The sequence below is a fragment of the Frischella sp. Ac48 genome (assembly GCF_019641635.1).
GTDB lineage: Bacteria > Pseudomonadota > Gammaproteobacteria > Enterobacterales > Orbaceae > Frischella > Frischella japonica.
The window spans coordinates 564948-582868 of the sequence record NZ_JAETXP010000009.1 but is presented as its reverse complement, the minus strand read 5'-3'; the positions used below and the strand labels follow the sequence as shown (position 1 = coordinate 582868).

The window sequence follows — 17921 nt, the reverse complement described above, 5'->3', positions numbered from 1 at the left end:
TCGTTAAAAATAAAAAAATCATTTTCTAAATGATAAAATCGATTTTTTTTATTCAATAGATTGTAGTACATAAATTTTTTTCTTGTCACTCTATATTTTTTCAATTTTAAAAATTTTGCAAATTACATAACCATAAGCTAATTACATTTTTTTCGGAAAATAACCAATAGTCATTTCAACTAATTTACGATCTGTTATTGGATATCCACTATACAATGATAAATATAGTTGTTATTCTGCTGTCGACAAAGAAAGCTAAATCCCAGCAATGGCAACCGAAGCCATCTTGTTAACTGTGCAAGATATGATTGAATCAGGTGATTATGATGTTAAAGACATTCACAATGATCATATTTCGTATAAAAATAACAGTGAATATGAGTTGGCAGCACAAAACAAAACACGTTGATGATTTTTAGTTGTTAATTCATTATTGTATCTAAAATTTATTTAAACAATAAAAAACCCGCCAAAGCGGGTTAATACGAATTGCAATTAGCAATTATGCCTAAAGGGCTTTTTATCTAAGATTGAAATTACTGTATACTTTATATTCAATGAATTGATTAGTTGCTTTTATAATTTCTAATTCTACGCCTTTATATCTTATAACTTTTGATTCTGATAAATCATATTCAACATTATTTGAAAATGCAGGGCGAGCAAAATCATTATTAAATTCTTTATACCCAATGTTAATCTTATTCCCTACTTTACCATTATAGATTAGTATTTGTTGGAAAGCGTTTTGATAAGTTACGTTTTTCTTTTGGTACGAAAATGAAGCGTCACTTTTACATATAGATCCACCGCTAACAGTTACAATACATAAATCATTATCTTTTTTACTAATTCTAATTCCTACAGGTATATCCGCAAAGGTTGATTTTCCCACTGTCACTCCAGAATTTAACTCATTTAAACCAAAAAACAGGCATTTTTGATCTTCACCTACTTTGGGGTATTCTCCTGCATGAATTGTAAAATCTACCCCCCTACTAACTACTGTAGTTTGAGGAAAATAAATAACATCCCTTGATGCTACCGTTCCTTGTCTAACCATATCATCGCCAATAAAGGTTTTTGTAACAACATTCAAAGCCGGATAGCTTATTTGTTTAGTTTCAACTACATAATTATACTTCATAGTGTTACAAGCGGTTAAAACAAAACCAAATAAGCCTAAAAAGATAACTTTTTTCATACCATTCTCCTTATTTTTTAGGTATGGTATGTTATTTAAAGGGTTTGGGCAATAAAAAAACCTACCGAAGCGGGTTGTTGGTATTTAATTTTGTTAGCAATGTCTAATAACTGGCAAGACATTGTTCCATTTATCGATAATATTTTTGGCTTTAATATGCGCTGTTTCTCTATTAATGATTATTCTAGCATCATTTAAAGTCCGCTTATATTCATGAGACATTGAATAGAAAGCCCCTCTAAAACCTGAATCAATCACTCTCAATGCAGGCTCTAAATTCTATTTGATATCGCATTCTTTCAGCGGCTTTATATAACCAAGCTAAATCATACCAATCTTCATCAGATAATCCGCTTCGAGAATGAATACCACTTAACCACTTAATGGCTTCCTCGAATTTATTTGCTGGCAAATCTTGATAGCGAGGTATTTTGAATTGCTGATGTAGTTTGGTGTATATAGCTTGATGCCTTTCATCTGTTCGATAGACTCTCTCATTAACAGCTTGTTGAATTGCTTGTTGTTGTTCTAGTGAAATTGTATTAGGGTATTGTTGTGCTACTTTTGGCATAAAGTGGTTATAAAGTGCATCGAAACATTCAAGCTGATATTGTTCTAGTGTTGCTCTAATTTCTGGTTTTACCCGACTAGTTTCAATACCGAAAAGCCAACCGTTGATCATTGAAATTGGCAAACAAATGTACTCTTGAGTACCACTTTTAGAAGGTATTGTCATCATGACAACACCTCGACTAAGTACATGATGACGTTGAATTCTTTTGAATTGTGCTGCCCAATTTAACCCTATATTTTCACATACTGGTTTCATTGCGACATACGGTTTATTTTGGTGATTAAGAACGATTAATTGTTGATTGTGAAACTGAATTGTTTCTAATTTTGTGTTTGACATGCTATATCCTCGTAATTACCCCCTTTTTTAGAGGGCTTATAATTTGTTGTTCATTGGTTAAGCGATTTCTTTATTAATAAGATAATTTTTTATTACATCTATTGCTTTTTCGTTATATTTAAAAGTTTCAACCTGTTTATCTGATGAGCGAGATTTATCTAATACGAAAATTCCGTAGTCTTCTGTTTTTAAGTTGAGCTTATTAGCTATACGACCAATCATGTTTGAAGATATATTAAGCATATTACCGACATCGCTAGCCGAAAATGTTTTGTTTTCCAATCTCGGGAGCGGAATTATTTCTTCATTTACAGAACTATTAACCATTTTTGCGAAAATAACTTGCTGAGACGACTTACTAAGATTATTGAATCGATTACAAATAACTTCTGCTGATTTAGTTGCTATTGATATTGCTCTGGCTTTTCTATATTCAGCCAAGCCAATGTGTTTTGGTAAAACTGTTGGCTTTCTGTCTGTTGACCAATCTATTGCTTCTTCAAGTTCGTGCATACGATCAATAACTTTCATTCTCAAAGGAACGCTGTAGCCAGTTAATAAACATTCAATGTATTTTTTGGGGAGTAAATACTCTGTTTGTTGTTTATTTTGAACATCTTTATAGGTATGAGCAAAATTGCTCACACCTATTTCTAACTGTTCTAACATATTTTTAATATCACGTTTTACATCTGGATGACGTTTATTTGTCAACTCCGCAATTTCACGGCTAGACATGGTCAATTGACTTTTATTAACTAAAGATGTATCATTTTTCATTATATTATTTCCTTTAGGGTTGGGATTAATGATTGAGACCTCAGGTGTTGGCGCGCTTGGGGTTTTTGCTTTTTTAAATACCTGCAATTTTCTTTTCCTCCTCTGTTAATGTTTGTTTCAATCTATTAGTGATTTCTAAACTGATATTTCTATCATAATTTTTAGCTGAGTTTTTTAGGATAGTTTTCATCCAGTTGGGCGCTCGGGCTGATATAGACACTTTATTTTCTTCCAATGTTTTCTCCTTATTTGCTAAATATTGATTTACTTCTGCTATACCTGAAAACCTTCTATAGTGAGTAGTACAGTCTGTTAATAAATGTCTTTTATATTTATTAGCTGGTGTAGGAATATCTTCCTCTCCCCATCCTGCTGCAAATCGCTGATCTAAAGTTCTCGCATTGATTCCAAAAAGTTCAGCCCATTCATGTAAAGTTTTTATTTCGTTTCTGTATTCATAATAAACAGTCCCTACTTTTCTCCTTGGGTCAAAATTAGGATCTTGACTAGCCTACAAACGCCAACCTACACTTTTTCTACATCTTTCAGCACAATCTTTTGCGTTGTCAGACGGAGAACCAACATATAAATGTTCAGGATTACAGCATGACGGATTATCGCACTTGTGCAATACCCAAAAATTTTTGCTGTCTTGAGATATAGCGCCATAAGCTAATTCGTAAGCAATTCTATGAGTAGCCCAAGAATATCCTTCAAACCAAATCACACCATAACCATCATAATTTTTTGCTCCAGTCCATTCATGACAACCATTTTCAGATACGGATAATTTAGATTTTAATTTTTTATCTAATCCAATATGATTGCTTATTAAAGATATACTTTTTCTTGTTTTCATAATTAATAATTAAATGTCTTAAAGTGTCATGAAATGTATAGTATACTAATTTTAATAATTAACCATGTCAATACATTTCAATACTATTTATGACAAATAATGACACTTTTGCAAAACGATTAATACAAAGGCGAGCTCAACTTGAATATTCTCAAGAAGAATTATCAAAACGCACGGGTATCGCAGCAGCCCAAATATCTAGATATGAAGCAGGCATAAATAAACCGAGAGCTAATATAATTTCAAAACTAGCCAACCACTTAGGCGTGCCTTTTTCTTGGTTGGCGTACGGAGAAGAAACAGATTTATCTGATGAAGATAAAGGGAAAAAAGAAATTGGTGTCTACTTAAATTTACCAAAAGAAAAATACGATTTAATAATGGATCAAGCTAATAAACTTAATATGAATATTCAAACTTATCTACATAGAGTTGTTATACCAAATTACCTTGCCCAGAAAGAAGCTGATGCAGATAAAGCAAAAAAATAACCAATAAAAACCCTCTTAGAGGGTTTGATTAAATTGCTTTGGTAGTCAATAGTTAAATTCCATATTCATTAGCATTTTTATTTTATCCATTAATGAATACTCTTTTACGCGTTTTTTCAAAGTTAGTTTAGCATAAATATAATCTAAACTATCCTTACTAAAATCATGTCCATCTATATTTATATCGCCTACCCCGTCAATGTCTATTGTAGGAACGTTAGTAATAAAATATTCGCATGAGGAATATCCGACCAAGTCAACCCCAAGCCCGTTTTTAGAAGAAAACTTAACTATAGCTGTTATGTCATAAAAATTACTAGGATCACTATACTCCTCTTTTAAAATTTCACTTATTTTATATTCTGAGAAATATTTTTCAATTCTATCTTTATCCCAATTTTTTTTGTTATACAAAGATAAATCCAGAATTTTATAAGAAGATGGCGATACCATTCTTTCTTTTGTTGCAAATGAACAACGCTGTTTTAGGTCATACAAAAAAACGTCACTATCACTAATAGCCTCAGATACATAAATCAAAAATACTGCTATTGATATCACAATAAATATAATAAATACAATTAACTTTTTCATGCCATTCTCCTTATTTTTTAGGTAATAGTATGAAATTTAAACCATTAAATCAACGCTTATTTAGTAGCCCTCCTGGTCGCTGCTCATGTTGGATTTGAAGACGGATTGCTTCCTTTATATTTTTACCTAATTGCTTTCCTTCCTCATCTGATAAACCGCTATCACCGATATTAACGGGCACATTAACAGTTATATTACCGCCTGATTTATTCGATGTTTGCAAGAAGTCTTTTAAATCAGCATTGGTTCTAGCGTCAACAACACGCTTACCTTTATCTAATAACCACGTACCCTCACGAGGAATGCTGTCAATGCCGCTATGCGCCATACCGGATATGGTTTGTGCTGCGATTATCCCATAGAACAATTTTTTCAGTTTTAATCTTCTATCCTTACACCATCAGCTAAATTTAATCATTACCAGACTAAACTCTAATAATAAACTTTAATTTGCTTATAACTTAATCACCTCATTTTCAATACAGCCTATAAAGTGATACAATCATTTAATATTAAACTATGCCTAATATAATAAGTTTCACCGATTTTTAGGTTTTTTAAGACAGTTACCTTAATACTTAAAAGCAAAATCAAAGATTTTGCGAAAAAGTTAGTAAGATTATATATAGTAATCGCCTGAGTTTTAGATAAAAAAGAATTGATAATATGACCGAATACGACAACTTCACCGACCACACACCAATGATGCGACAATACCTAAAATTGAAAGCAGAAAATCCGGATATTTTACTGTTTTATCGTATGGGTGATTTTTATGAGATGTTTTATGATGATGCTAAACGGGCTTCGCAACTTCTTGATATCTCGTTAACTAAAAGAGGCTCTTCAAATGGTGAACCTATTCCAATGGCAGGCGTGCCTTATCATGCAGTTGAAAGTTATTTAGCAAAACTCATTGCGTTGGGTGAGTCGGTCGCAATTTGTGAGCAGATTGGCGATCCTGCTACCAGTAAAGGGCCTGTTGAGCGTAAGGTTGTTCGTATAGTCACTCCTGGCACAGTAAGTGATGAATTACTTTTAGAAGATCGAAAAGATAATTTGCTGGCTTCCATTTGGCAGCACAAAAATCATTTTGGTTATGCAACTCTTGATATCAGTTCTGGTCGTTTTTTTGTATTTGAATGCGATAACGTTGAAGCAATGCAAGCAGAACTACAGCGGACTAATCCAGTTGAACTCCTTTATCCTGAAGATTTCGAATCCATGTCATTAATTGACAATCGTAATGGCTTAAGACGGCGCCCATTGTGGGACTTCGATCTTGAAACAGCGAAACAACAGCTTAAGTTACAATTTGGAACGAATGATTTAGTCGGATTTGGGGTTGAGGATTGTTGTTATGCATTGTCTGCCGCTGGTTGTTTATTGCAATATGTGAAAGATACTCAGCGCACAGCCCTGCCCCATATTCGCTCTATCATTAAAGAGTCAGCCTATGATTTTGTTGTTTTAGATGCAGCTACTCGCCGAAACTTAGAAATCACCGAAAATTTATGTGGTGGCACTGAAAATACGGTTGCCGATATATTAGACAAAACGCAAACCGCTATGGGAAGCCGAATGTTAAAACGTTGGTTGCATTCGCCTATCCGTAATGTGGTTATTTTGCAAAATAGACAAGAAGCCATTAGCGAATTACAGCAAGATCTTAGTGATATTCAACCGATCTTAAAGCAAATTGGTGATCTGGAACGAATTTTAGCCAGATTAGCGTTAAGAACAGCACGCCCACGCGATTTTGCTCGTTTACGTGATGCCTATAATGTATTGCCAGAATTACAACAATTGTTAAATCATCACTCATCACCTTATTTAATTGCTTTACGAGCTAAAATCAATCAATTTGATCAGATAGCCGATCTTTTAAATCAAGCGATTGTTGAAGCCCCACCCGTTATTATTCGTGATGGAGGGGTGATTGCAACTGGCTATAATGCCGAATTAGATGAACTTCGTAATCTTGCTGACGGTGCAACGAATTATCTGGAACAACTTGAGATTCGCGAGCGTGAAACGCTAGGTATCGATACCTTAAAAGTCGGATTTAATGCGGTACATGGTTACTATATTCAAATCAGTCGAGGGCAAAGCCATTTAGCGCCGATTCACTATACCAGACGGCAAACATTGAAGAATGTTGAACGTTATATTATTCCAGAATTAAAAGAATATGAAGATAAAGTGTTAACCTCTAAAGGTCGTGCATTAGCTTTAGAAAAACAACTTTACGATCAACTTTTTGAGTTACTATTGCCTGATTTAGCGAATATGCAAATGAGTGCTGATGCAATAGCTGAACTTGATGTACTAACTAACCTTGCTGAACGTGCTTTAACACTTAATTATCAGTGCCCGACATTATCTAATAGCGCCGGAATTGAAATTAAAGATGGTCGACATGTCGTTATAGAGCAAGTTTTAAAAACACCATTTATTGCAAACTCGCTTTTGCTATCACCAAACCGCAGAATGCTTATTATTACGGGCCCAAATATGGGCGGGAAAAGCACCTATATGCGTCAGGCCGCATTGATTGTTTTACTGACTTATATTGGTAGCTTTGTTCCTGCATCTAAAGCAGTTATTGGGCCTGTTGATCGCATCTTTACGCGAATAGGTGCATCAGATGATTTGGCGTCGGGACGTTCGACCTTTATGGTTGAAATGACTGAAACAGCCAACATTATGCATAACGCAACTGAACAAAGCTTGGTACTCATGGATGAAATCGGTCGAGGCACATCAACCTATGATGGGCTTTCATTAGCTTGGGCATGTGCTGAAAATCTAGCTAATCACATTAAGGCGATGACCCTATTTGCGACCCATTACTTTGAATTAACCCAACTACCCAATCATATCAATGGCATCTATAATATTCATTTCGATGCCATTGAACATGACAATACCATTGCGTTTCGACACACCGTGCGGGAAGGTGCAGCAAATAAAAGTTATGGTATCGCAGTTGCAGGCTTAGCCGGAGTACCCAATACGATATTAAAACGAGCAAAACAGAAATTAAAAGAGTTAGAATCACTCTCACTACAAACCTCATGTAGTCATGTCGATAGTTCGCAATTAACCCTAATTACTGAACATGAAACATCAGAAGTTGAACAAGCTTTACATGATATTAATCCTGATAGTTTAACGCCCAAAGAAGCATTAAATATTTTATATCGCCTCAAAGGAATGTTGTAGTAAGCTACGTATGATCTTTTAAAAGGATATCAAATTAGAATTGCTATCCTTTGATTTATTACTCATGCGATGTGTGCTGCCATTGACCTAATAATTGTTGTCGTTGTTGTGAAGTATAAAAACTCCAGGCTATAAAGCGACTAATTTTCTGCCCTTGCGCCATCGGAACAGTAATAACATCTTGCGGATTAATTTGTTTCAATTTACGTTTAATGATCGCTAACGAATCCTTTTTTGAAATCAACGAGCTGAACCATAAGCAATGCTGTTTGTATAATGTACTCTCTTGAATCATTTTACCAATAAAAGCTACTTCTCCCCCTTTACACCATAATTCACTATTTTGCCCTCCAAAATTCTGCATAGGTTGTTTGGCAGGATCAAATGATTTTCCCAAATTAAATAACTTACGTTGTGTTGCTGCTTGTGCTTCGCTTAATGAAGCATGAAAAGGTGGATTACATAGTGTTAAAGCAAATCGTTCATGATGATTTATTACATTTTTAAAAATATGTTGATTATCTTTTTGCCAACGACACTCTAATGCTGATGACAAATTCCCATTTGCTTGAACAATCTGTTTAGCTAATTTAATAACTGTTTGATTAATATCACTTCCTATAAACGACCAACCATATTCAGCATGTCCAATAATGGGGTAAATCACATTCGCTCCTATACCAATATCTAACACGCGAATCCCTCGCCCTTTTGGTATTTTACCTTGATTGTCTTGTGCCAATAAATCAGCTAAATAGTGAATATAGTCAGCCCGACCTGGGATGGGTGGACATAAATAGTCTTTCGGGATATCCCAATAATTGATGCGATAAAATTGTAACAATAATGCTTTATTAAGCAATTTCACCGCATTCGGATCAGAAAAATCTATTGATAAGTTACCATATTGATTATGAGATACATATTGAGAAAATTCTGGTAATATCGCCATCAAAGTTTGAAAATCATAACCATTGCGATGTCGATTACGAGGATGTAGTTGTGATTTAAATGACTTAATGTTACTTCGATTCATATTCATCTCAATGATTAATGCTCCAAAACTCGCTATTATAATGATTTTTTTATTGTTATGAAATAAAGTAACTTAATCTAATTATAGTTAATACAACATATCCGATTTTTGTAAGCTTATTAAATACATTTAAACAACTATTAAGCTGAATAACAACTCATCGTTTTAATATCCAACTTATTCAAGGTCAGCATGTCTGACCGTCATTGACTGGCTGGTTTCTGCTTGCTGAGCCATTAAACACAATACCAGACTATCCGTTAAAAGTAAGCTAGATTGTTCAAATAATGAACCCATGGGTTGTTTACTTGTTCGCATTTCACACGGTATTGTTATCACACAATCAGCAAGTTTTGCTAGACTCAATGCCATATTGCTGGTAATTAAGGAAATATTAACCTTATTTGCTTTACGAGTTTCGCCTGTTCAATTAACGTAGCGTTGCCCCTGATCCTGAATTAATAATCAACAAATTGGCTGGTGGGAATAGGGGGAATTAATTTCACCAACGATACTTACGGAATAACCTAAATGTAATAAACGATTAGCAAAAGCATTAATCATTAACCCTGAACGACTCGCACCAGCGACAAAAATATGTTTCGCTTGAGTTATATAATTTAAAAAAATGACTAACCAAATTAGGATCAATTTGTTGACCTATTGTTACTATATCGTGTCAAATTTGATGAAAATTTTTTAAGATAATATTTAATGTAAAATTAATATGACAATTTAACGGAATATCGGCTCATTTAGAACAGATTGGCTTTGCTATTAAGAGCCATGGTGAAGCAACATTAAAGCAATCTGCTTTTGAGCACTCTTTTCAAGTCCGAGAAAAAGAAATTATTATTAAAAAAACGATAACTCAAAAAACATTAAAATTAATCCCGCAAAATAGCACCATGATTATTGGTACCGGTAGTACTACTTTGGAGTTAGCTAAACTTTTATCTATTAAATCGGGTTTTAAAATATTCACAGATTCATTACCGGTGGCAAGTTTGTTAATTCAATCAGAAAATCAAGTTTTTCTCTTTGGTGGCGAATTACGTAATAAAAGCAGTTCGGTTTGTGGTGGCTGGACAGTAGCTATGATTAATCAAATTCATGTTGATTTTTGCTTCTTAGGGACTGATGGCTTTAGTAACTCAAATGGTCCATCAAGCCCTTCATCATCGGATGCCTATATTGATCAGGTCATTCTAGCTCACTCTGAACAGCGCTTTATTTTAGCTGATTACAGCAAGTTTACACGTAAAAGTTTATATAAAATTTGCGACTGGTGTGAAGTAACGGGACTGATTACCAACCAATCAGTAGATACTCAATTAGTTGAGCAAGTCACTAAACAAACTAAAGTGATAACTTGCTAATACTATCTAAATTGATAAAAAAGTGTAGCGTATAAATGATCTATTAAGCTTTAAAAAAGGAAGCACTTTGCTTCCTTGTTAGTTTATCACAATAGTCTAATTATTTGGCTTTGCCTTGATTGGCAACAGCTGCGGCTTTTGCTGCAATCGCATCAGCATCCCCTAAATAATAGTGTTTTATAACTTTCATATTATCATCGAACTCATAAACTAACGGCACTCCTGTCGGAATATTAAGTTCAATAATATCATCATCACTTATGTTATCTAAATATTTAACTAGGGCACGTAACGAATTACCGTGAGCGGCAATAATAACTCGTTCACCAGCTGCAACGCGAGGTGCAATACTCTCTTTCCAGAAAGGTAAAACACGTTCAATGGTTAGCGCTAAACTTTCAGTTAATGGTAACTCCTTGTCAGTTAAACCTTTATAACGAGAATCATGACCTGGATAACGTTCATCTGATTTTTCTAAAGCTGGTGGCGTGATTGCAAAACCACGACGCCATAATTTCACTTGATCATCACCATATTTTGCTGCCGTTTCTGCCTTATTTAGCCCCTGCAAGGCTCCGTAATGGCGTTCATTTAAGCGCCAACTTTTTTCTTCAGGAACATACGGTTGTTCCACGCCATCAAGAACATGCCATAAAGTATGAATCGCTCGAGTTAAAACAGAAGTATATGCATAATCGAACTTAAATCCCTCTGATTTTAGTAACTTACCCGCTTCAATTGCTTCTTGATGACCTTTTTCAGAAAGATCTACGTCTGTCCAACCACAGAAGCGATTTTCTTTATTCCATTCACTTTCACCATGTCTAATTAAGACTAATTTTTTTACTGCCATGGATAACTCCTTTCATTTAGAATTAATATTTTAACAATTCTTTAACAGTCACATTTTGAATCCCTAGTCAAATTCTTATGGGTTAGATAAATAACGCGTTGGATCAACTGATTTCGCTTTGTAACGAATTTCAAAATGTAGTCGTGGTGAACTAGTACCCGTACGGCCCATTGTGGCTATCTGCTGCCCAGCTTTAATATCTTGTTGCTCTTTCACTAAAAAACTTTGATTATGTGCATAAGCAGTTAAATAATCATCATTGTGCTTAATAATAATTAAATTACCATATCCTGGTAATGCGTTACCGGCATAGACAACTTTTCCGTCTGCTGCAGCAACTATCTTATCCCCGACATTTCCCGCTATATCAATTCCTTTAGATGCATTTGAAAATCGTTCAATAATTTTACCTTTAGCTGGCCATTGCCAAACGATGGCAGCTGTATTTGGCGAGATAATTGGCTGCTTTCTTTGATCAACAAGGGGAGTACTTGTGGTGGTATTAATTTGTGTGACTGGCTTTTGATTATTACTCGAAGTTGTGGTGGTAGTAGTTGTTGTAATTGGTTTTGGATTAGTTTTTGTTTGTGTTGGCTGTATAACAGTTTTTCGGGTAACCACAACCGTTGTAGTACCACCACTCACATCCAATATTTGCCCGACACTTAATTCATAAGGTGCAGAAATTCTATTTTTAGCTGCTAAAGAACGGAAATCATTACCTGTTATCCAAGCGATATAAAATAAAGTATCTCCACGTTTAACGGTATAAGTGTTACCTTGATAACCGCCTTTAGGAATATCTTCATAATTACGATTATAAAAAAATCGTTCTTGTGACGTTTCTACAATATCACCATTACTACTGGTTGTAGTAGTTGAAGAAAACGTTTCCGAGGATGAAATATTTTTAGGTGGAACTGTATAATCAGATGTCACTTCACTAACATTTTCTGTGGTTGAGCCAGCGACAAATTCTGGCGAATCAGATATGTCTTTTACCCGAGCGGGATCAGTTTGACTACAAGATGCTATGAATAGAATAAAAGAACTTATGAAACATTTTTTCATTGAACTTTTAATCATGCTTTGGTTAGCTAACGTAATCAAGACAATACTCCTTAATAATTCACATTAAATCAAATAATTCAATTCTACAACATTAATCGTTACAATAAGACTATCATAGCAATCATAAATTATCATTACTAATAATTTACATAATCAACTGAATTTAAATGTTTATTTTTCTGTAATATGCAGTTTAGCATAATGGATTATTTTCAGTATAGATTGCTATTATTATACACAACTTTTGTAAAAAAACATGATAATAGCATTAATAGAAATAATTTTTATTTGTATTAAAAAATTCTATTTGGAATAATCATTCCAATTCGTATCTTTTTTATGTTAAGTTATTAAAAAAATTTTTCATACTATATTTATTGGATATTATGTCGTCATTCATCACAGTGGAACCGTCTACCCTTTATATTGTTGCAACCCCCATCGGTAATTTGGGTGATATTACCCTTAGGGCGATCGAAACTTTAAAACAAGTCGATTTAATTGCCGCTGAAGATACTCGTCATAGTGGTCTATTATTACAACATTTGGCTATACAAGGTCGTTTGTTTGCTTTACATGATCACAACGAACAACAAAAATCTGCCGTGCTCATTGAAAAACTTAAATCTGGCTTATCAATCGCTTTAATATCAGATGCAGGAACACCATTAATCAATGACCCTGGTTATCATCTAGTAAAAGCTTGTTACGAGCAGAAAATTAACGTCGTACCAATACCGGGCCCCTGTGCGGCTATTGCTGCGCTTTGCGTATCAGGGTTACCGACAGACCGCTTTTGTTACGAAGGCTTTCTACCATCAAAAAGCAAGTCTAGAATTGATCTATTAACACAGTTACAACAAGAAACACGCACTATCGTATTTTATGAATCAACCCATCGGATTATGGATAGTTTGAATGATATGCTCACTATTTATGGCGCTGATCGCATGGTGGTCTTAGCCAAGGAACTTACCAAATCTTGGGAAACAGTGATTCATCAACCTCTTGGTCAACTTATTGCTTGGTTAAAAATAGATTCTAATCGTCAAAAAGGTGAATTTGTACTAATTATTGAAGGTTTTCAACAAGTTGAGCAACAAACGCTTGATCCAAAAGCCATTCAATTACTTCATCAATTACAACGAGAATTGCCACTGAAAAAAGCAGCAGCTATAGTCGCAGAAATTTATGGGTTGAAAAAAAATCAACTTTATCAAATTGGTCTAACACATAAAACTGCCGAAATATGAAATAAATGCATTTAATTACCATGTAGCTAACCGATAATTATACTCAATCCTAGTTTGCAAAAATAATCTTGAATATAGCAAACCTTTAATTAAGAAGCTCAATTATTATAAAACAGTTTAAGAAAATAATGTAATCCTCGCCAATCTTGATAAGATAAATTGTCATATGTTAAAAACAATATACCATATTTACCATTGCGCCTGGATTGCAAATTGATTATGACGAAGTAGTGCAAGAATAACGGTTTTTTTATCACATTCCAACGTTGGCGAGACCAATATATCTGCCCTATGTGATAAAATAATGCCAATTCACCGCACATCTTGCTACTATAACAACACGCTCGCCACCATTCGATGATTAGCAACAATATCGCTATCGATGTGAAATCATCTAGACTAGTTTGATAAAATGATGCCATTAATAAAATAATGAATACCAGATAGAATCCAGAAAATATCAAATATTGTTTTAAAGATAACTTAAGTTCAGTTCGCCACATAAATTAATTAGGGAAATTAAATTAAAATTGTTGAACGGTTATTCTTAACTTTTTTAACTAATTTTTATTAAATCTGAAGTCTTTTTGCAACCCATCTGGCAAATTAAATGATTGATTTAATCAAATTAGTCATTAAATTTTATAGATGAGTTTAATCCCTTTTAGGTAGTTCATGAGCTTAATTACTTTGAAGAGGTATGATATATTACAACAAAATACGTTTTTAGGTGCTCAACTATGCTATATCCCGCGCAAAATTTACCATTATCAACTTTAACGCTTGATGACTGGCAATTAGTCAAGGTCTCTGGTGCTGATAACAGCAAATTCTTACAAGGGCAACTTACTGCCGATATTAATCAATTAAATGAAAGTCATTGGTTACTTAGTGTACATTGTGATCCGAAAGGTAAGACATTGAGTAATTTATTATTATTTAAACGTGCCGATGATATTTACTATATTGTACGTAAAAGCGTTCTCGATCGGCAAATAGATGCTCTCAAAAAATTTGCCATATTTTCTAAAGTCACCATAGCAGCAGATTTTTCACTGACCATGATGGGATTGGTAGGTAGAAACATCACATCTGTGCAAATTGAAGAATTAACTAAATTAACCAAAACAAATAATTGTGCCACCATCAAAAATCTTACTTATATAAAAATTGATTATCCTGAACCACGTTATATCGTTATAGGACCTTCCCAAGATATGGCATCCTTATCTGTTTTAACTCATTTACCCCACTCTTCATCTCAACAATGGACATTACTGGATATGCAAGCTAATTATCCTATTATTGACCTTAAAGCAAGTGAACAATTTTTACCACAAGCGTTTAATCTTCAACTTTTTGATGCCATTAGTTTTACAAAAGGTTGCTATTGCGGTCAAGAAATGGTTGCACGAGCGCAATATCGAGGTATTAATAAGCGAGCTCTTTATTTGCTAACTGGCAAAGAAGGAATACTACCAGCTGTCGGTGAAACGCTTGAACAAAAAATAGGAGACAATTGGCGTGAAACTGGATTTATACTCACATCCTTGAAATTACAAGATAACACAATTTGGGTACAGGCGATCTTAAATAACGATCTTTCGCAAGATGAAATGATCTTCAGACTAAAAAATAGTCAACAATCCTTATCTGTTTATAAAAAATAGTCTTAATAATTCATTTTTTATATTATTACCTAAGAAATTTGAAGAGCCTCTCTGTCACTTCTTCGGCTAGAAGAAGTGACATCGCGAAAATTCATTAACAAATAATTAGAAATGATACTTTGTCGTGAATGTTAAATAGTGTGCATCACGTTGACTCTCACCAAAATAGTGATAATCGACATCAATTGCAAAAGATTTATGTTTAAATGTCATGCCGGTACCTAGGTTAAACTGATTTTTAGTCCGATCGGAAGTACGTGTTTTCATTTTAGTTAAACCATTAATACCATTAACCGTGATATCGCCATCAAACTCATCATCACTAAGATTAAAAGTATAACCCGCCTTTGCTTTGATAGTTAATTGATCTTCGTTGTTTTGTAATAAAGTATATTTGGCAGATAAATCAACAGGAATGATTATCGCAGAATTAGATGCTTTACCATATTTAATCAGATCAATTTGGTTATATTTGACGTTATGTCTACTATTTTCAGTATAAACATATGCTAAACCAAATGTTGGTGTGAAAATTAATGGTTGTAATATTTGCCAATCATAACCTACAGCAGTACCAATTTGCCACGTTTTGCTATGAAATTTTTCTTTAGCTAAATAAGAGCCATCATCCTGCTTAAGTTTATTTTGACCATATACATAACCCAAATAAGCCTTTGTGAAAATAGCATTTGGTAGATTATAACGAGTATACAATTGAATTTGATAATTTTTAAGATCAGAATCATTAGAAACTGCCGACTTGTCTTTATAATTACCATCACTATAACCTACAGCCGAACCTAATACCCAGTTATCCATGATTGCTTTATCAAAACCTAACATAAATCCATTTGCTGAAAATTTATAACCAGAAATTCCGTTAGCACTATCAGTATTTTCGTACTGATGCGTTAAATTAATCCATATATTGTCATTATCGTATGTTGTGTAATTATTGAATTCTTGCAGGCGATTATCAATAATAAGTTTGGTATAATTAAATGAATTGAGAGCAATTTCAGTAAGGTGTAATCCACGGTTGTTATTATATAATCCAGCTAATGACTGAGTGAAATGTGTAACCATTTTTCCGCTTTCGATAGTCGTATTACCGTTTGCAATAGCTTTGAATACTTCCCAATTTAGATCGCCAGCAGTAGTTCTATCAGAAACAACATTCGCGGCATTTCTGACATTATTTAAACTTTTATCAGCAATTTTAACTAAATTAGCGGTAAAACCTTTGGCGATATTTTTTGAGTTCATTCCTGCTTGTCGATAATAACGATTAAGTTGACGTTTAGCAGCGGCTTCTGACTGCTGATCATCATTTAAATTAGTGATGTTACTAGCATTTACAAAATTTAATTCATTACCCACTAATTTGAAATTGAAATCACCATAAATATTTTTGATCAAAGAACGCGTTTCACCTTCTTGCATATCAGCAATTTTCAATGATTGATTACCTGCTAATACCACAATATTTGCTTGACCAGAACTGAAATTTAAAGCCTCTTTAATAAAATCATTAGTAGCAGAAAATTTAGCCGATGATTTAACATCGACATTATCACCAGAAATTTTATTGATTTGACGATTATCTGCCACACCAAAATGAATGATACCAGCTATATTTAATTTTGAAGTTTGCGCAGTTTGATCACTTATCGAAAGCGATCCTTTTGATGATTCAATTCGAGCGTGCTCACCAATATTTAACTGTCCATTAGAAGAAAGTTTGACAAAACCATTACCACGACTAGCAGTCAAAATACCTTCGTCAACTACATTAAAATCACCACCCCGACTTACATCTACCGTACCACCTCGCATAACAATCATTTTCCCAGTTTTGCCAACTAAAACTGATGATTGATCGTTATTAGTATTGGTCGTTTCCAATACCGTATTAACGCCGATAATTTCAATATCCCCCCCAGTCAAATTAAAACTCTTGGTAATTAATCTTGCGGGTGCCGAAGCTGTCCCTGCTAAATGATTATCGCCACTCCGGATATTGGTATTACCATCTACTCTAACCGTGGTTTGACCAGTAGTATTCACTCCTGTACCCATTACATTACCGGCTAAAATCATCAAACCACCACGTTCTTTATCCGCCCCTAATTCGACATTTATATCGCCTGTAAAGTGCAAATCAATATTTTTTTCAATAGGGCTATAAGGAAAATCTTTGTGCAAACCTAAATACTGTGTAAAAAATCTAGTATCAAATTTACCAATCCAAGTATCGTTATAAACTTGCATATTACCATTAACAATCATATTAATATCGCCGGCTGCAACAGAACCGGCTTGCTGGTCAATTTTACCGGCAAAACCAAGATGGAAAGAGCCCTCACTGTTAACAATAAAGTCATCATTAATAGTGATATTTGCTGTTGTATTACTGCTATTAGTAACAAAATAACGTTCATTGATTTGATTTGAAGGCAAAACATTACTGGTTGCCAGATCATAATTTTTTGTATGTGCGTTACCAATACTCATAGCCCCTGTTACTAGAAGAGCAATTGATTTAAGTTTCATTTTTTTCCTTTCTGTAGATTTATTCAAGATTAAATAATAC

General features: G+C 34.0%; 20 protein-coding genes and 1 pseudogene. 6 read left to right on the top strand and 15 right to left on the bottom strand.

Annotated features, from left to right (window positions below; all coding sequences use genetic code 11):
* Window positions 1-268: 268 nt before the first annotated feature.
* Entirely contained in the window at window positions 269-409 is a 141-nt protein-coding gene (locus tag JMI89_RS07370; protein WP_220679699.1) for a hypothetical protein, read from the top strand.
* Between the two features lie 111 nt (window positions 410-520).
* Here the strand turns inward: JMI89_RS07370 and JMI89_RS07365 are convergent, their stop codons facing one another.
* From JMI89_RS07365 to JMI89_RS07340, 6 genes are all read right to left on the bottom strand, one after another.
* The gene (locus JMI89_RS07365) at window positions 521-1204 is read right to left on the bottom strand and encodes a hypothetical protein (protein ID WP_220679698.1); all 684 of its coding nucleotides are present in this window, start codon (window positions 1202-1204) and stop codon (window positions 521-523) included.
* A gap of 93 nt (window positions 1205-1297) precedes the next feature.
* On the bottom strand, window positions 1298-1426 hold the full coding sequence (locus tag JMI89_RS12050) for a hypothetical protein (protein WP_370633717.1): 129 nt from the start codon (window positions 1424-1426) through the stop codon (window positions 1298-1300).
* Window positions 1427-1454: 28 nt separating this feature from the next.
* Window positions 1455-2117 (bottom strand): phage antirepressor N-terminal domain-containing protein, encoded by a 663-nt coding sequence (locus JMI89_RS07355; RefSeq protein WP_220679696.1) that lies wholly within the window; start codon window positions 2115-2117, stop codon window positions 1455-1457.
* 57 nt (window positions 2118-2174) lie between these two features.
* Window positions 2175-2984, bottom strand: a complete 810-nt coding sequence (locus JMI89_RS07350; RefSeq protein WP_220679695.1) for a Rha family transcriptional regulator — start codon at window positions 2982-2984, stop codon at window positions 2175-2177.
* Complete coding sequence (locus JMI89_RS07345) at window positions 2971-3132, bottom strand: hypothetical protein (protein ID WP_220679694.1); 162 nt, start codon at window positions 3130-3132, stop codon at window positions 2971-2973. The genes JMI89_RS07350 and JMI89_RS07345 overlap by 14 nt, the downstream gene beginning before the upstream one ends.
* A gap of 276 nt (window positions 3133-3408) precedes the next feature.
* Complete coding sequence (locus tag JMI89_RS07340; RefSeq protein ID WP_220679693.1) at window positions 3409-3756, bottom strand: HNH endonuclease signature motif containing protein; 348 nt, start codon at window positions 3754-3756, stop codon at window positions 3409-3411.
* 89 nt (window positions 3757-3845) lie between these two features.
* Here JMI89_RS07340 and JMI89_RS07335 point away from each other — a divergent pair, with 89 nt between their 5' ends.
* On the top strand, window positions 3846-4247 hold the full coding sequence (locus tag JMI89_RS07335) for a helix-turn-helix domain-containing protein (RefSeq protein WP_220679692.1): 402 nt from the start codon (window positions 3846-3848) through the stop codon (window positions 4245-4247).
* Between the two features lie 45 nt (window positions 4248-4292).
* Here the strand turns inward: JMI89_RS07335 and JMI89_RS07330 are convergent, their stop codons facing one another.
* Together JMI89_RS07330 and JMI89_RS07325 are read right to left on the bottom strand one after the other, a co-directional pair.
* On the bottom strand, window positions 4293-4841 hold the full coding sequence (locus JMI89_RS07330) for a hypothetical protein (protein WP_220679691.1): 549 nt from the start codon (window positions 4839-4841) through the stop codon (window positions 4293-4295).
* A 49-nt stretch (window positions 4842-4890) separates the two neighbouring features.
* Complete coding sequence (locus JMI89_RS07325; protein ID WP_220679690.1) at window positions 4891-5208, bottom strand: hypothetical protein; 318 nt, start codon at window positions 5206-5208, stop codon at window positions 4891-4893.
* A 299-nt stretch (window positions 5209-5507) separates the two neighbouring features.
* On the opposite strand from JMI89_RS07325, the gene mutS reads away from it, so the two are divergent.
* Window positions 5508-8066: a DNA mismatch repair protein MutS gene (gene mutS / locus JMI89_RS07320; RefSeq protein WP_220679689.1), complete on the top strand. Its 2559-nt coding sequence runs from the start codon at window positions 5508-5510 to the stop codon at window positions 8064-8066.
* Between the two features lie 58 nt (window positions 8067-8124).
* On the opposite strand, the gene rlmF is transcribed toward mutS, so the two are convergent.
* The 3 genes from rlmF to JMI89_RS07305 all read right to left on the bottom strand — a co-directional run bounded on the left by rlmF (window position 8125) and on the right by JMI89_RS07305 (window position 9753).
* Window positions 8125-9102: a 23S rRNA (adenine(1618)-N(6))-methyltransferase RlmF gene (gene rlmF, locus JMI89_RS07315; RefSeq protein ID WP_220679688.1), complete on the bottom strand. Its 978-nt coding sequence runs from the start codon at window positions 9100-9102 to the stop codon at window positions 8125-8127.
* 177 nt (window positions 9103-9279) lie between these two features.
* On the bottom strand, window positions 9280-9474 hold the full coding sequence (locus JMI89_RS07310; RefSeq protein ID WP_220679687.1) for a hypothetical protein: 195 nt from the start codon (window positions 9472-9474) through the stop codon (window positions 9280-9282).
* A 93-nt stretch (window positions 9475-9567) separates the two neighbouring features.
* The gene (locus tag JMI89_RS07305) at window positions 9568-9753 is read right to left on the bottom strand and encodes a hypothetical protein (RefSeq protein ID WP_220679686.1); all 186 of its coding nucleotides are present in this window, start codon (window positions 9751-9753) and stop codon (window positions 9568-9570) included.
* 101 nt (window positions 9754-9854) lie between these two features.
* Here JMI89_RS07305 and JMI89_RS07300 point away from each other — a divergent pair.
* Window positions 9855-10481: pseudogene (locus JMI89_RS07300) on the top strand (DeoR/GlpR family DNA-binding transcription regulator); the annotation flags it as partial.
* A gap of 100 nt (window positions 10482-10581) precedes the next feature.
* Here the strand turns inward: JMI89_RS07300 and gpmA are convergent.
* Entirely contained in the window at window positions 10582-11334 is a 753-nt protein-coding gene (gene gpmA / locus JMI89_RS07295; RefSeq protein ID WP_187754979.1) for a 2,3-diphosphoglycerate-dependent phosphoglycerate mutase, read from the bottom strand.
* A gap of 75 nt (window positions 11335-11409) precedes the next feature.
* Window positions 11410-12420: a murein hydrolase activator NlpD gene (gene nlpD, locus JMI89_RS07290; protein WP_187755090.1), complete on the bottom strand. Its 1011-nt coding sequence runs from the start codon at window positions 12418-12420 to the stop codon at window positions 11410-11412.
* A gap of 371 nt (window positions 12421-12791) precedes the next feature.
* Between nlpD and rsmI the strand changes: the two genes are divergently transcribed.
* Window positions 12792-13658, top strand: a complete 867-nt coding sequence (rsmI, locus tag JMI89_RS07285) for a 16S rRNA (cytidine(1402)-2'-O)-methyltransferase (protein WP_187754978.1) — start codon at window positions 12792-12794, stop codon at window positions 13656-13658.
* Between the two features lie 98 nt (window positions 13659-13756).
* Here rsmI and JMI89_RS12045 read toward each other — a convergent pair whose 3' ends face one another.
* Entirely contained in the window at window positions 13757-14161 is a 405-nt protein-coding gene (locus tag JMI89_RS12045; protein WP_220679684.1) for a protein YgfX, read from the bottom strand.
* 237 nt (window positions 14162-14398) lie between these two features.
* Between JMI89_RS12045 and ygfZ the strand changes: the two genes are divergently transcribed.
* Complete coding sequence (gene ygfZ, locus JMI89_RS07275; protein ID WP_220679683.1) at window positions 14399-15328, top strand: tRNA-modifying protein YgfZ; 930 nt, start codon at window positions 14399-14401, stop codon at window positions 15326-15328.
* Between the two features lie 105 nt (window positions 15329-15433).
* Here the strand turns inward: ygfZ and JMI89_RS07270 are convergent, their stop codons facing one another.
* Complete coding sequence (locus JMI89_RS07270) at window positions 15434-17881, bottom strand: autotransporter outer membrane beta-barrel domain-containing protein (protein WP_220679682.1); 2448 nt, start codon at window positions 17879-17881, stop codon at window positions 15434-15436.
* Between the last annotated feature and the right edge of the window lie 40 nt (window positions 17882-17921).